This is a genomic window from Leclercia sp. W6 (assembly GCF_003336345.1).
Taxonomy (GTDB): domain Bacteria; phylum Pseudomonadota; class Gammaproteobacteria; order Enterobacterales; family Enterobacteriaceae; genus Enterobacter.
This window is the reverse complement of record NZ_CP031104.1, coordinates 208,460-223,433: the sequence shown is the minus strand read 5'-3', so window position 1 is coordinate 223,433 and position 14,974 is coordinate 208,460. Positions and strand designations below refer to the sequence as shown.

The 14,974-nt window shown below is 58.6% G+C and carries 12 protein-coding genes; 5 read left to right on the top strand and 7 right to left on the bottom strand.

Going from position 1 to position 14,974, the window contains the following annotated elements; translation table 11 throughout:
• Positions 1 to 49: 49 nt before the first annotated feature.
• The 3 genes from DVA43_RS01135 to DVA43_RS01125 form a co-directional block, all read right to left on the bottom strand.
• Positions 50 to 625, bottom strand: coding sequence for an RpoE-regulated lipoprotein (locus DVA43_RS01135; protein WP_103824671.1), 576 nt, complete (start codon positions 623 to 625; stop codon positions 50 to 52).
• A 62-nt stretch (positions 626 to 687) separates the two neighbouring features.
• The gene (locus tag DVA43_RS01130; RefSeq protein ID WP_103824670.1) at positions 688 to 1,137 is read right to left on the bottom strand and encodes a DUF2919 domain-containing protein; all 450 of its coding nucleotides are present in this window, start codon (positions 1,135 to 1,137) and stop codon (positions 688 to 690) included.
• The gene (locus tag DVA43_RS01125; protein WP_032613000.1) at positions 1,124 to 1,549 is read right to left on the bottom strand and encodes a GNAT family acetyltransferase; all 426 of its coding nucleotides are present in this window, start codon (positions 1,547 to 1,549) and stop codon (positions 1,124 to 1,126) included. Before DVA43_RS01125 ends, DVA43_RS01130 begins: the two co-directional genes overlap by 14 nt.
• 212 nt (positions 1,550 to 1,761) lie before the next feature.
• Between DVA43_RS01125 and amiA the strand changes: the two genes are divergently transcribed.
• Positions 1,762 to 2,637 carry an N-acetylmuramoyl-L-alanine amidase AmiA gene (amiA, locus tag DVA43_RS01120; protein ID WP_103824669.1) on the top strand — a complete coding sequence of 292 codons (876 nt, stop codon included), beginning with the start codon at positions 1,762 to 1,764 and terminating at the stop codon, positions 2,635 to 2,637.
• Positions 2,637 to 3,536 (top strand): oxygen-dependent coproporphyrinogen oxidase, encoded by a 900-nt coding sequence (gene hemF, locus DVA43_RS01115; protein WP_114314314.1) that lies wholly within the window; start codon positions 2,637 to 2,639, stop codon positions 3,534 to 3,536. Before amiA ends, hemF begins: the two co-directional genes overlap by 1 nt.
• A 77-nt stretch (positions 3,537 to 3,613) precedes the next feature.
• On the opposite strand, the gene maeB is transcribed toward hemF, so the two are convergent.
• Positions 3,614 to 5,893 carry an NADP-dependent oxaloacetate-decarboxylating malate dehydrogenase gene (maeB, locus tag DVA43_RS01110; protein WP_114314313.1) on the bottom strand — a complete coding sequence of 760 codons (2,280 nt, stop codon included), beginning with the start codon at positions 5,891 to 5,893 and terminating at the stop codon, positions 3,614 to 3,616.
• Between the two features lie 290 nt (positions 5,894 to 6,183).
• Between maeB and tal the strand changes: the two genes are divergently transcribed.
• A complete protein-coding gene (gene tal, locus DVA43_RS01100; RefSeq protein ID WP_114314312.1) occupies positions 6,184 to 7,134 on the top strand; it encodes a transaldolase in 951 nt (316 codons plus the stop codon).
• 19 nt (positions 7,135 to 7,153) lie between these two features.
• Positions 7,154 to 9,142, top strand: a complete 1,989-nt coding sequence (tkt, locus tag DVA43_RS01095; RefSeq protein WP_114314311.1) for a transketolase — start codon at positions 7,154 to 7,156, stop codon at positions 9,140 to 9,142.
• Between the two features lie 86 nt (positions 9,143 to 9,228).
• Here tkt and DVA43_RS01090 read toward each other — a convergent pair whose 3' ends face one another.
• The 3 genes from DVA43_RS01090 to aegA all read right to left on the bottom strand — a co-directional run bounded on the left by DVA43_RS01090 (position 9,229) and on the right by aegA (position 13,000).
• Positions 9,229 to 10,272, bottom strand: a complete 1,044-nt coding sequence (locus tag DVA43_RS01090; RefSeq protein WP_103824665.1) for a DUF1176 domain-containing protein — start codon at positions 10,270 to 10,272, stop codon at positions 9,229 to 9,231.
• Between the two features lie 125 nt (positions 10,273 to 10,397).
• The gene (nudK, locus tag DVA43_RS01085) at positions 10,398 to 10,973 is read right to left on the bottom strand and encodes a GDP-mannose pyrophosphatase NudK (RefSeq protein WP_103824708.1); all 576 of its coding nucleotides are present in this window, start codon (positions 10,971 to 10,973) and stop codon (positions 10,398 to 10,400) included.
• Positions 10,974 to 11,038: 65 nt separating this feature from the next.
• Positions 11,039 to 13,000: a formate-dependent uric acid utilization protein AegA gene (aegA, locus tag DVA43_RS01080; RefSeq protein WP_114314310.1), complete on the bottom strand. Its 1,962-nt coding sequence runs from the start codon at positions 12,998 to 13,000 to the stop codon at positions 11,039 to 11,041.
• 197 nt (positions 13,001 to 13,197) lie between these two features.
• On the opposite strand from aegA, the gene narQ reads away from it, so the two are divergent.
• On the top strand, positions 13,198 to 14,892 hold the full coding sequence (narQ, locus tag DVA43_RS01075; RefSeq protein ID WP_114314309.1) for a nitrate/nitrite two-component system sensor histidine kinase NarQ: 1,695 nt from the start codon (positions 13,198 to 13,200) through the stop codon (positions 14,890 to 14,892).
• Positions 14,893 to 14,974 lie beyond the last annotated feature (82 nt).

Below are 14,974 nucleotides of genomic sequence, written 5' to 3'. Positions count from 1 at the left end.
GCGGCGATTATACCCGCTTTTTCAGCGAGGCGGCTTGTCCAGGCGCAATTTACTGCTGCCAGATAATTTTGCTGACTTTCCAGTTTTTCAGGGTGTCGTCAGAGGGCATTAACCCCTGCGGACCATTCCAGGTTCCGCTGAACTGGTAGCTGATATGCTGGCTGCCTTCCGCCTTGCACTCAACCGCCACACCCTCTTCTGCAGGGGCGCTCGCGCAGTTGCCGTAGGCCTTCTGATAGAGGTCGCTAAATGGGGTGCCGATCTTCACCCCACTGTCGGTTTCGATGTCGCTATCCAGCACCTCAATGCGCGTCACCGTCTCTTTGTTACCGTTAATCACCAGGGCCAGTTGGTCATCTTTCAGCGCTTCGTAATAGTGCACAATGTTGCCGTTCTGCGTTCTCATGCCGCTGCGCAGCCGGTAATCACCGCCTAATGCCGATTCGATGGCGCTCTGTTCCAGCGGCGTGGCGGCGGTGAGGTTGCCTACACCCTGCTCAGTCACGTCGGTGGATGAGCCAAACCAGTTCCAGGGATAAGCCGCAGACCAGTTAACGGCGGAAAGCGTTGAACAGCCCGTCAGGACAACGGGGAGCGCACATAACAGTAAACGCAGCGATTTCATCGGGAGTTCCTTTCTGGTTATTTGAACGCTTGTTGGAGTACAGCATCGCTAAAAAGTGCCGTTTAATCTTTCTCGGGGGTGAAACAGGCGCGCAGACGGGGATGGGTCAGCAGCCACAGCAGCGCTACAATATCGGCCACCACCAGCGCAATGCCCACGCCACTCAGGGCTTCACCGTTCAGCCAGAGCAGCGGCTGCCAGCACAACAGTACGCCCTGGGCGAGGATAAGCAGCCCGCGCAGCGTACGCCACAGGCGCGGCCAGAGGTGGCGCCGCCCGCTCAGTAAAAAGGCCAGCACCGCGGGGATGCCCGGCAGCAGCCCGAGCCAGAAGTTATTGCGATCGGGATAAAACAAGCTCAGCAGCGTGTTGCCCTGATCGCGGGAGGCGCCAGCCAGCACGAACAGCACCCAGGTGCGCGCCTGGAGGAGGAGCACGCACCAGAACAGAAACGGCAGACGCACCCGGCCATAGCTGTCGTAGTCGCCCGGGTGAAAATCAATACTCTTCATCTTCTATCAGGCGTTTGCCCAGCGTCAGCACGTCGGCATGTTCATAGTTAAGACGCTCGTACATGCCCAGTACCATGTCGTTATCTTCCCGCACCATGATCTGAATTTTTGGACAGCCACGGGCGATCAGTTTCTTTTCCAGACGATTGAGCAGCGCGTTGGCGATGCCGCGCCCGCGAAACTCCGGGTGCACGCCCAGATAGTACGCCGAGCCGCGATGCCCGTCATAGCCGCCCATCACGGTGCCCACCACTTCGCCGTTCACCTCCGCCACCAGAAACAGGCTGACGTCATGATTGAGCTTGCGCTCGATGTCCATCTCCGGATCGTTCCACGGTCGCAGTAACTCGCAGCGCTCCCAGAGGGTGATCACCTCTTCGAAGTCTGCCTGGCGAAAAACACGTATCTCCATGGTATTAACCGCCTTTTTGGGTTCAAAAACAGTGATTATGACGCGAACGCCCGCTTTCGCCAATATCCCGCGAAAAACGCCTGAAAATTTGGCATAATGGCACTTTGTCACGTATTGAAATGAAAAGTAAAACAATTCGCCACATGGACTGTCGTAACGAAAAAGACGATACGATATAACACCAGGACCCCAATTTTTACAATTCAGGCCGCATGAGCACATTCAAACCATTAAAAGCACTCACATCGCGTCGTCAGGTTCTCAAAGCGGGGCTGGCGGCCTTAACCTTAACGGGCATCGCAAAGCAGGCTCAGGCAAAAGACGAGAGCACGCTCAAAACCAGTAACGGACACAGTAAACCCAAAACCAAAAAACCCGGCGCGAAGCGTCTGGTCATGCTCGATCCCGGTCACGGCGGCATTGATACCGGCGCCATTGGCAGAAACGGTTCCAAAGAAAAACACGTTGTGCTGGCGATTGCAAAAAATGTCCGGTCGATTTTACGCAGCAACGGCATTGACGCCCGCCTGACCCGCACCGGCGATACCTTCATTCCGCTGTACGACCGCGTGGAGATCGCCCACAAGCACGGCGCGGATCTGTTTATGTCGATACATGCCGACGGCTTTACTAACCCGTCGGCGGCGGGGGCATCGGTATTTGCCCTCTCCAACCGCGGCGCCAGTAGCGCCATGGCAAAATACCTCTCCGACCGGGAAAACCGCGCGGATGAAGTGGCCGGAAAGAAAACCACCGACAAAGATCATCTCCTGCAGCAGGTGCTGTTTGACCTTGTTCAGACGGATACCATCAAAAACAGCCTGACGCTCGGCTCGCATATTCTGAAGAAGATTAAGCCGGTACACCGTCTGCACAGTAAAGGCACCGAGCAGGCGGCGTTTGTGGTGCTGAAATCGCCGTCGATCCCATCAGTACTGGTGGAAACCTCTTTTATTACCAACCCGGAAGAGGAACGTCTGCTCGGCACGGCGGCGTTTCGCCAGAAGATTGCCAACGCAATTGCCTCCGGCATTATCAGTTACTTTAACTGGTTCGATAACCAGAAAGCGCACTCCAGGAAACGTTGATGAAACCCAATGCACAGCTGGTTAAAACTTTTCTGCTGCAACTGCAGGATGACATTTGCCAGAAACTGAGCGCCGTCGATGGCGGTGAATTCCAGCAGGATGAGTGGCAGCGCGAAGCCGGTGGCGGCGGACGCAGCCGCGTACTGCGCAACGGCGGCGTGTTCGAGCAGGCCGGGGTTAACTTCTCCCACGTCCACGGCGACGCGATGCCCGCTTCGGCCACCGCGCACCGCCCGGAGCTGGCAGGCCGCAGCTTTGAGGCAATGGGCGTCTCGCTGGTGGTGCACCCGCACAACCCGTTCGTGCCGACCAGCCACGCTAACGTGCGCTTTTTTATCGCCGAAAAACCGGGTGCTGAGCCGGTGTGGTGGTTCGGTGGTGGCTTCGACTTAACGCCCTATTACGGCTTTGAAGAGGATGCGGTGCACTGGCACCAGACCGCCCGCGAGCTGTGTCAGCCCTTTGGCGACGAGGTCTATCCGAAATACAAGAAGTGGTGCGACGACTATTTTTATCTGAAGCATCGCGACGAGCAGCGCGGCATTGGCGGACTGTTCTTTGACGATCTCAACACCCCCGATTTTGATACCGCGTTCCGCTTTATGCAGGCGGTGGGCAACGGCTATACCGATGCGTACCTGCCGATTGTCGAGCGACGGAAAAACCACAATTACGGCGTGCGCGAGCGCGAGTTCCAGCTCTATCGCCGCGGGCGCTACGTGGAGTTTAACCTGGTGTGGGACCGCGGGACGCTGTTCGGCCTGCAAACCGGTGGGCGCACGGAGTCGATTCTGATGTCGATGCCGCCGCTGGTGCGCTGGGAGTACAGTTATGAGCCAAAAGAAGGCAGCCCGGAGGCTGCCCTGAAGGATTTTATTAAGGTTCGCGACTGGATTTAACGCCGGGCAGCGCTGCGCTTGCCCGGCCTGCCAGACCCGCAGGTCGGGTAAGCGCAACGCCACCTGACACTTCCCCACTACAGCGGCTGCGTTTGCGCCTCTACCACCGCCAGCGCCACCATGTTCACGATACGGCGCACCGAGGCAATCGGGGTTAATACATGCACCGGTTTCGCCACCCCCATCAGTACCGGCCCGACGGTCACCCCTTCTGAACTGGAGACGCGCAGCAGGTTGTAGCTGATACGCGCCGCTTCCACGTTCGGCATGATCAGCACGTTGGCAGAGCCTTTCAGCGGACTGTCCGGCATCCGCTCGTTACGGATACTCTCCACCAGCGCGGCATCGCCATGCATCTCCCCGTCGATCATCAGCTCCGGCGCGCGCTCGCGCACCAGCGCCAGCGTCTGGCGCATTTTGCAGGCGGCAGCCGATTTGGAGGAGCCAAAGTTAGAGTGCGACAGCAACGCCACCTTCGGTTCGATACCAAAGCGACGCACCGTTTCCGCCGCCATCACCGTGATCTCCGCCAGCTGTTCCGGAGTCGGATCGTCGTTGACGTAGGTATCGGCGATAAAGGTGTTACCGCTTGGCAACAGCAGCGCGTTCATTGCCCCGGCGGTATGCACGTTGTCGCGATAGCCGAAGATCTCCTGCACCACGCTGAAGTGCTCATGGTACTCACCGATGGTGCCGCAGATCAGCGCGTCAGCTTCGCCACGGTGGACCATGATCGCCCCGATCACCGTGGTGTTGCCGATCACCGCCCGCTGCGCCTGCTCCTGGGTGATCCCCCGACGTTTCATGATCGCGTAATATTCGCTCCAGTACTCCTTGAAGCGTGGATCGGATTCATTGTTGACGATCTCGAAATCGACGCCCGGCTTGATCTGCAGACCCAGCTTCTGGATACGCATCTCGATCACGCTCGGACGACCAATCAGGATCGGCTTCGCCAGCCCCAGGCTTACCAGCTCCTGGGTGGCGTGCAGGACGCGCGCCTCCTCCCCTTCCGCCAGCACCACGCGTTTTGCGTCCGCGCGTGCCTGGGAGAAGATCGGCTTCATGAACAGGTTAGTTTTATAGACGAATTCGGTCAGCTTATCGACGTACGCATCAAAGTCGGCGATCGGGCGCGTTGCCACGCCGGAGTCCATTGCCGCTTTTGCCACCGCCGGGGCGATTTTGACAATCAGGCGCGGATCGAACGGCTTCGGAATAATGTAATCGGGGCCAAAGCTCAGATCCTGATCGCCATAGGCGGAGGCGACCACTTCGCTCTGCTCCGCGTGGGCCAGCTCGGCAATGGCGTGAACCGCTGCCAGCTTCATCTCTTCGTTGATGGCGGTGGCACCAACGTCCAGCGCCCCGCGGAAGATAAACGGGAAGCAGAGAACGTTGTTCACCTGGTTCGGGTAGTCCGAGCGACCGGTACAGATAATGGCATCCGGGCGTACCGCTTTCGCCAGCGGGGGCAGGATCTCCGGCTCCGGGTTGGCCAGGGCGAGGATTAACGGCGCGCGCGCCATCTTCATCACCATCTCTTCGTTCAGCACTTTCGGGCCCGAGCAGCCAAGGAAGATATCCGCGCCGTCGACCACCTCTGCCAGAGTGCGCCTGCCGTCATCCTCCACGGCGTAGGCGGCTTTGGTCTCCGCCATATTGGCTTCGCGCCCTTTGTAGATGACCCCTTTGGAGTCGCAGACCACGATGTTGTGCTTCTGCATGCCCAGCGCCACCAGCAGGTTCATACAGGCGATAGCTGCCGCGCCTGCCCCGGAGACCACCATACGTACGTCAGAGAGGTTTTTCTCCACCACCCGCAGGCCATTGAGGATAGCGGCGGTGCTGATGATGGCGGTTCCGTGCTGGTCGTCGTGGAACACCGGAATGTTCATCCGTTCACGCAGTTTCTGCTCGATGTAGAAACATTCCGGCGCTTTGATGTCCTCAAGGTTGATACCGCCAAAGGTCGGCTCCAGCGCGGCCACCACGTTGATAAATTTGTCCGGGTCGAGCTCGTCCACTTCAATATCGAACACGTCGATACCGGCAAATTTCTTAAACAGTACGCCCTTGCCTTCCATCACCGGTTTACCGGCCAACGCCCCGATATTCCCCAGCCCCAGCACCGCGGTGCCGTTGGAGATCACCGCCACCAGGTTGCCGCGGGCGGTGTATTTGTAGGCTGCCAGCGGATCTTTTTCGATTTCAAGACAGGGCGCGGCCACGCCCGGCGAGTAGGCTAACGCCAGATCGCGCTGGGTGGCGAGAGGCTTGGTGGGGGAGACCTGAATTTTGCCGGGTACAGGGAATTCATGAAAATCGAGGGCACTCTGTTTCAACTGATCGTCCATTGTAAGGTTCCTTTCACGTGTCGTTCAAAATGGGTGATGTTGTTATGGTCTGAGTTCACCCAGGGTGGCGGATAGTATCGCTGCTGACCGCGGTTCAAACTTTGAAGGGTGCCAAAGTCTCACTATCCAAAAACAAAAATTGTTATCAATTTATAACAATCATGTTACCTGCCCAGCGAAGCAAGACCATGTCCGTCTGCTATGCTTTTTTGTTAAGTCCATCGCGAATTTCGCAGAAGTGTGATCTAACACACTCCACCAACTCTTTTATTTTCAAGGAGTCATCATTTATGAACCAACTAAACGGCATCAAACAATTCACCACAGTCGTGGCTGACAGCGGTGATATCGAGTCTATTCGCCATTATCAACCCCAGGATGCGACCACCAACCCGTCGCTGCTGCTGAAAGCCGCCGGGCTTGAGCACTTCTCGCACCTGATTGACGACGCTATTACGTTTGGTAAAGCCCGTGGCAAGACCAAAGAGCAACAGGTTGCCGAGGCCAGCGACAAACTGGCGGTGAATATCGGTAGCGAAATTCTGAAAAGTATTCCGGGGCGCGTCTCCACCGAAGTGGACGCCCGGCTGTCGTTCGACCAGGAGAAGAGCATCGCCAAAGCGCGGCAGATTGTGCAGCTCTATGAGGAGCAGGATGTGGAGAAATCGCGCATTCTGATCAAGCTGGCCTCCACCTGGGAGGGGATCCGCGCCGCCGAAGTGCTGGAGAAAGAGGGGATCAACTGTAACCTGACCCTGCTCTTCTCCTTCGCTCAGGCGCGTGCCTGCGCCGAGGCCGGGGTGCATCTGGTTTCACCGTTCGTCGGGCGAATCTACGACTGGTATCAGGCCCGCCAGCCGATGGACCCTTATGTGGTGGACGAAGATCCCGGCGTGAAATCCGTTCGCAATATCTACGATTACTATAAGCAACACCGCTACGAAACCATCGTGATGGGTGCCAGCTTCCGTCGGACCGAACAGATCCTGGCCCTCACCGGCTGCGACCGTTTGACCATCTCCCCTAACCTGCTGAAAGAGTTGCAGGAGAAAGATGAGCCGGTTATCCGCCGTCTGGTGCCTTCCTCCACGGTGCTGCCAAAACCTAAACCCATGACCGAAGCCGAATTCCGCTGGGAGCATAATCAGGACGCCATGGCGGTCGAGAAGCTGTCAGAAGGGATCCGTCTTTTCGCGGTCGACCAGCGCAAACTCGAAGATCTGCTTGCCGCCAAACTGTAACCTTGCCATGGAGTGAACTATGTCCCGTAAAGAGTTAGCCAATGCCATTCGCGCCCTCAGCATGGATGCCGTGCAAAAAGCCAATTCCGGTCACCCAGGCGCGCCGATGGGCATGGCCGATATCGCCGAAGTGTTGTGGAACGATTTCCTGAAGCATAACCCTAACGATCCGACGTGGTATGACCGCGACCGCTTTATTCTCTCTAACGGTCACGCCTCGATGCTGCTTTATAGCCTGCTGCACCTCTCCGGCTATAACCTGCCGCTGGAGGAGTTGAAAAACTTCCGTCAGCTGCACTCAAAAACACCGGGGCACCCGGAGCTGGGTTATACGCCAGGGGTCGAAACCACCACCGGGCCGCTCGGTCAGGGGCTGGCGAATGCGGTCGGGCTGGCGATTGCCGAGCGCACGCTGGCGGCGCAGTTTAACCAGCCGGGACATGAAATTGTCGATCACCACACCTATGTCTTTATGGGCGATGGCTGCCTGATGGAGGGGATCTCGCACGAGGTCTGTTCCCTGGCGGGCACGCTGGGTCTGGGCAAGCTGATCGGCTTCTACGATCACAACGGCATCTCCATCGACGGCGAAACCGAGGGTTGGTTCACTGACGACACGGCCAAACGCTTTGAGGCCTATAACTGGCACGTGGTGCATGAGATTGATGGCCACGACCCAGAGGCGCTGAAAGCGGCCATTCAGGAAGCGCAAAGCGTAACTGATAAACCGTCGCTGATAATCTGTCGCACGGTCATCGGATTTGGTTCCCCGAACAAGGCCGGCAAGGAAGAGTCCCACGGCGCGGCGCTGGGGGAAGAGGAAGTGGCCCTGACCCGCCAGAAGCTGGGCTGGAAATATCCTGCCTTTGAGATCCCGAAAGAGATCTATAAAGCCTGGGATGCCCGTGAAGAGGGCGAAAAAGCGCAGGCGGCCTGGAACGACAAATTTGCTGCCTATCAGAAAGCCCATCCGGAGCTGGCGGCAGAGTTCAGCCGTCGCATGGGCGGTGGCCTGCCTGAAAACTGGGAAGAGACTACCCAGGCGCTGATTGAGAATTTACAGGCTAATCCGGCGAAAATCGCCACCCGTAAGGCCTCGCAAAACGTCCTTAACGCCATTGGCCCGATCCTGCCGGAACTGCTCGGCGGCTCGGCAGACCTGGCACCGAGTAACCTGACCATCTGGTCGGGCTCCACCTCGCTCAAGGAAGATATCGCCGGGAACTATATCCACTACGGGGTGCGCGAGTTCGGCATGACCGCCATTGCCAACGGTATCGCCCACCACGGCGGGTTTGTGCCTTATACCGCCACCTTCCTGATGTTTGTGGAGTATGCGCGTAACGCCGCGCGTATGGCGGCACTGATGAAGGCGCGGCAGATCATGGTTTATACCCACGACTCCATCGGTCTGGGGGAAGATGGCCCAACTCACCAGGCGGTGGAACAGCTGGCCAGCCTGCGTCTGACGCCAAACTTCAGCACCTGGCGACCGTGCGATCAGGTTGAAGCCGCTGTCGGCTGGAAACTGGCGATAGAGCGCCACAACGGTCCGACGGCGCTGATCCTCTCCCGCCAGAACCTGGCGCAGATCGAGCGTACCCCGGAGCAGGTGAAAAACATTGCCCGCGGGGGGTATATCCTGAAAGACAGCGGCGGCAAGCCGGATCTGATTCTGATTGCGACCGGTTCGGAGATGGAGATCACCGTCAAGGCGGCGGAGAAGCTCACCGCCGAAGGCCATGCAGTACGGGTGGTGTCGCTGCCTTCAACGGATATCTTTGATGCTCAGGATGAAGCGTACCGCGAGTCGGTGCTGCCGTCAGACGTGACGGCCCGCGTGGCGGTCGAAGCGGGTATCGCGGACTACTGGTACAAATATGTCGGGTTGAAAGGGAAGATTGTCGGCATGACCGGCTACGGTGAATCCGCTCCGGCCGAGAAGCTGTTCCCGTTCTTCGGCTTTACGGTGGAGAATGTGGTCGAGAAGGCGCAGGCCTTACTGTAAGTGGTTTGCCCGGCGGCGCTGCGCTTGCCGGGCCTGGAAGGTCAACGTCATTCGTAGGCCGGGTAAGCGCAGCGCCACCCGGCATTTTAGCGTGTTATCCACAAGGTCGGCCAAGCATCCGGCCCATGCCAGTTATCACAACTTGGCTCTTCCGCATACCGCACCAGGCGGAAACGCTGGCCGGTAAAACGCCAGCGTGTCTGGATACCGCAGTCGGCAATCCCACGCCCCAGCGCCAGGGTCGTCAGCTCGCGGCTCTTCTCATCAAAACTGGCGTTCATTAACTCCATCTCGCTGCTGTCGCTGGCGGGAACAAACGGCAGGCGCAGACGTACCGCATGGGAAGCAAACGGCTTTTTGCGTGAGACCAGCCAGGCCAGATCGACGGTGTTGTATGCCCCCGCCTCGCAGCCAACCATCAGCAGCGCTTTGTCATCCGTCAGGGCGGTGACCCGCACTTCACGACGGGCCGGGTCGAGCGAACATTGGCTGTTGTTGATACGCCAGGTGCCATAGTCGAGCAGATCGCTGCGCTCCTCGCGGGTGAGCGGCGTCGGCGTCGGGTTCACCACGGCCACCTCTTTCAACGCCGGTGCGGGCGGTACGCTCAGCGGGGGTTGCGCCCCTTTATTGATCCACGCGGTTTCGCTCCCGCCACGCTTTTGCTGGGCATCAATAAACTGTAGCGCCTCTTTCATCCCATCCAGGGAGATAACCTGCTTGCCACCGGCGAGCGTGATGACCCTTTTTTGCTGAAGTGTGGTCAGCAGGGCGGTAATGGTGGCGGCATGGTCGGTCGTCAGACGCCACGGGGTAATTTGCCAGTGCGGGGGGCTAAGCTGCAACGGCTCGCCGTCGAGCAGCAAGCGGGGGGCAATGGCGGGCTGTTTGGGATCGGGTGTTGCCAGCCCACCGAGATCGATGCGCAGCAACGCGTCAGTTTTTGCACCCGCGCTGCGGCTTAAGGTCATCACCAGCCCGTGATGCTCGCCAGCATTACGGGCGATGCAAAAGTTCTGGTTGTTGCAGGTCACCTGCCAGTCAATAAACGACCGCTGTGCAGGTGCCGCCCGGGCTAACACCGCGGGCAGCACGCTGAGCATGAAAACAAATAAAAGGCAGTGACGCATGAATAGCAGGATCCCGAAAGCAATAGCTGAACAGACAGAGCGTATCTTCCTGCTCAGAACGGGGTTGCTCAATCAGATTTATCGGATAGATTTATTTTGAATACATCTTATTAACGGCAATAAGATCAAGCCATTAACCCGGAACTTTGCAAATACTGTAATAATATCACCGTTTTGCCGTCCCGTATTTCACCCGATTGCATCATCGATAATGCCTGAGCAAAGGGCAGTTCCAGCACCTCGATCTCCTCATCTTCGATGCCACCACCCGCTCCGGCACGTCGGGTGTCGCTATATTCCGCCACGAAGAAATGGACGATTTCCGTTACGCCGCCCGGAGACATATAGAGCTCAAACACTTTGCGTGCCTCGCCGACGACAAAGCCGGTCTCTTCAATCGCCTCTTTGCGAATGCACACTTCCGGCTCATCGTTATCCAGCAGCCCGGCACAGGTTTCAATCAGGCGCCCGTCGGGGTTGCCATTCACCCAGGTGGCAATGCGGAACTGGCGGATCAACACCACGCTCTGCTTCTCACGGTTGTAAAGCAGGACCGTGGCGCCATTGCCCCGATCGTAAACTTCGCGTTTGTGGCGCACCACCTCACCATTACGCCGCGTCAGATCGTAGGTCAGGTTGCGCAGGATGAAATAGTTATCCGAAAGGCACTTGTCTTTAATTAATTCAATTTTCACGGTAATACGGGCTCCGTTGCGCTCAATACCGGTCATACTACGCTGCGAAGCCCGTGTTGTCGCCCGTCGGGTTAATGTTCGGTAGGAGAAGCGACCCCAAGCCAGTCGGCGATCCCCTGGGCGGCGTGTCGCCCTTCCGCCATCGCCGTTACCACCAGATCGGCTCCCCGCACCGCGTCGCCACCGGCAAAGATCTGCGGGTTGCTGGTCTGGTAGCGATAGCGCGATTCCACGCTTGCCGCAATCCTGCCCCAGTCATCCACCTCAACCCCCTGCGCCTGTAGCCAGGGCATCGCATGCGGGTTAAAACCAAAGGCCATAATCACCGCCTCGGCAGGCATCACAAACTCGCTGCCCTCGATGGGCTCCGGACGACGGCGTCCCTGGGCATCCGGCTCACCCAGCCGGGTGCGCAGCAGGCGGATGCCATTGACCCGCCCGGTGTCATCGAGGGTGAGCTCCACCGGCTGGACGTTAAACTCAAAGGTCGCTCCCTCTTCTCTGGCGTTTTTAACCTCTTTTTTCGAGCCCGGCATATTGGCCTCATCCCGGCGATAGGCGCAGGTGACATTCGCCGCCCCGTGGCGCAGGGCGGTGCGCACACAGTCCATCGCCGTATCGCCACCGCCCAGCACCACGACGTTGAGTCCGGCGGTATCGACAAAGGGCTCTTCCACCGACGGCGGCAGCCCCATCAGCTGACGGGTATTGCCCACCAGGAACGGCAGGGCATCGTAAACGCCCGGCGCATCTTCATTGGGAATACCCGCTTTCATTGAACGATAGGTCCCCACCCCAACAAAGAGGGCATCGTACTCGCTGAGCAGCTGCGCCAGCGGGATATCTTTACCCACCTCGCAGTTCAGTTCGAAGCGGATGCCCATGGCGGTGAAGATCTCCCGACGGCGGGCCAGCAGGGATTTATCCAGCTTAAAGGCCGGAATACCGAAGGTGAGCAGGCCGCCGATTTCCGGGTGGCGGTCAAAGACCGTGACGCTGACGCCGCGACGGATCAACGCGTCAGCACACGCCAGCCCGGCGGGTCCGGCGCCGATGATGGCGACCTGCTTATTAACCGGTGTAACGTGGCTCAGATCCGGTCGCCAGCCTTTGGCCAGCGCCTGGTCGGAGATATAGCGTTCGATGTTGCCAATGGTCACCGACCCGGCCACGTCGCGCACCGTGCAGGCGCCCTCGCACAGTTTGTCCTGCGGGCAGACCCGGCCTGTTATCTCCGGCAGGCAGTTGGTCTGGTGAGAGAGCTCGACCGCCCCAGCGATATCCCCCGCTTTCACCCGTTCGATCCACTGGGGGATATGATTGTGCAGCGGGCAGGTCCATTCGCATATTGAATGCTCTCCGCAGGTCAGACAGCGGTCGGCTTCACGCTTCGCCTGCGCCGGACGGAACGGCAGATAGATTTCGTTGAAATTACCCGCCCGCGCCTCAGGGGTGAGCTTATCCGGCTCGCCGCGCGCGGGCGTAGCTTCCAGCTGCTCACGTTTGCTACCCGTTCTGATCACGCTCGCCGCCCGGGTCTGCCACGGCTGGGCCTCATGGCGCGCCGTGCGCAGTTGCCGGGCGCGAGCCAGCTGGTTCAGGTTATCGGGGGTCACCAGTGACAGGGCATCCGCCGGGCAGTTCGCCACACAGGCGGGCCCCTGCGGCCGCTCAAGGCAGAGATCGCACTTCTGAGCGGTAGCCGCCAGCGGTGTGGTGACAATCTCAATGGTGCCAAACGGGCAGGCAACCACGCAGGCTTTACAGCCGATACATTTGCGCTGATCCACCTGTACACTGTCATGCATGCGGCTGATGGCCCCGTTCGGGCAGCTCTGGGCGCAGGGGGCGTTTTCACAGTGGTGGCAGGTTACGGCGCTCTGTTTATTGCCCTCTTTGACCACGGTGATGCGCGGGGTAAAATGGCGCTGGCTGAGGGCATGTTGCTCATTATTATGTGCCATGACGCAAGCGACCTCGCAGGCATAGCATCCAATACATTGCTGGCTATTTGCCATAATAAAACGGTTCATGACGGTTCCCTTGCTGGCCCTGATAACCTTATTCTTTTAACGGAATAGTGTATTTACCCACCGCAACGGTAACAGGCAATGTTCATTTGCCCAGGAACGGAAAATATTTCGCCTGAACCTGTATCAGATCAATTTATTTCAGCGCGGGTGAAATTACGTTTCATTCCCCAGCATAAACGCTTATCAGGACGCGACCGGTGAGAGTTAAACAACCTGTTTCACGCAGCCTTGCCCGGGCCTTTTTCTCCATCATTGCCCTGTCGCTGCTGACCAGCGCGATTGCGCTGTTTACTCTCGCCAGCGGCCAGCGTGATGCTGAAGCCATCAACCTGGCCGGATCGTTACGGATGCAGAGCTATCGCCTGGGTTACGACATCCAGCGGGGCAGCGTCGACCTGGTGCCCCATCGCCGGATCTGGCAACAAACCCTGGATGCCCCTGCCCTGCAAACCCTGAATAGCTGGTATGTCCCGAACGAGGTTAAGCAGCGCTATCGCCAGCTGCAGATCCGGTGGCAGGCGGTGGATCAGAAACTCGCTCAGGGTGATTACGCCTGGTATCAGGCGCAGATGGACGAGTATGTGGCGCGTATCGACGCCTTTGTCCTCTCCCTGCAGCACTATGCCGAACGTAAGATCACTCTGGTTTTTGCCATCTCCTTTGCCGGTGGGGCCAGTATTTTTCTGCTGGTGTTTGTCACCCTCCGCCGTATCCGCCAGCAGGTTGTCGCCCCGCTCAATCACCTGGTCACCTCCAGCCTGCGCATTGAACAAGGTCATTTTGATACCCCGGTGCCGAATACCGATCTCTCCAATGAGCTTGGCCTGCTCTCCCGTACCTTCAACCATATGTCGGCGGAGCTGCACACCCTGTACCGCTCGCTGGAGATTTCGGTTGAAGAGAAGACGCATCACCTGCACGAAGCCCACCAGCAGCTGGAGATGCTGTTTACCTGCTCCCAGGCGTTGAATACCGGCAAGATTGACAGTCACTGCTTCCGCCACATCCTGCACATTGTTTGCGAATACACCGGGATCACTTACTTGGCCCTGCACACCAGCGACGGCTGGCAGATGCAGGAGGGTGAAGCCGCACTGCATCTCGACACCCAGGTGCTGCCGGTAGTGATGATGGAGACCCGCTTCGGTGAGCTGCGCTGGCAAAGCGCGCAGCGCCCCGTCCCGATGCCGCTGATGAAAAGCGTGGCGACGATGCTTGGCCGCGGCCTCTTTTCCAACCAGGCGCAGAAGCACTATCACCAGCTGCTGTTGATGGAGGAGCGCGCCACTATTGCCCGTGAACTGCATGATTCGCTGGCGCAGGTGCTCTCTTATCTGCGCATCCAGTTAACGCTACTCAAACATGCGGTGCCGGAAGAAAACGAAACGGCGCAGGGGATCATTACCGATTTTTCCCAGGCGCTGAATGCCGCCTACCGCCAGCTGCGCGAGCTGCTTACCACCTTCCGCCTGACGCTGAACCAGGCCAATCTGCCGGCGGCGTTGCAGGAGATGCTGGATGATTTACAAAAACAGACCGCTGCCCGGCTGACTCTCGACTGCCAGCTTTCGTCTCTGGCGCTGGATGCACAGATGCAGGTCCACCTGTTGCAGATTGTCCGGGAGGCGGTACTGAACGCCATCAAGCATGCGCAGGCCAGCGACATCACGGTCTGCTGCATCACCGCCCCGGATGGCAAGCACACGGTGACAATTTCCGACAACGGCATCGGCATTGGTGATGCCAGCGAACCTCCGGGTCACTACGGTCTGAACATCATGCGTGAACGCGCCGACCGGCTGGGGGGAACCCTGAGCTTCTCACAGCCGCCAGAGGGCGGTACCCAGGTGAGCGTGCGCTTTTGTTCTTCGAACGCAACCGAGGGTAAATAACGGTAAAAACAGGCGGGGGATCGCCTGGCAGCCACGCAGATGAACAATACTCACCGCTGCACCAGGGCGATGGCGCGGAAAA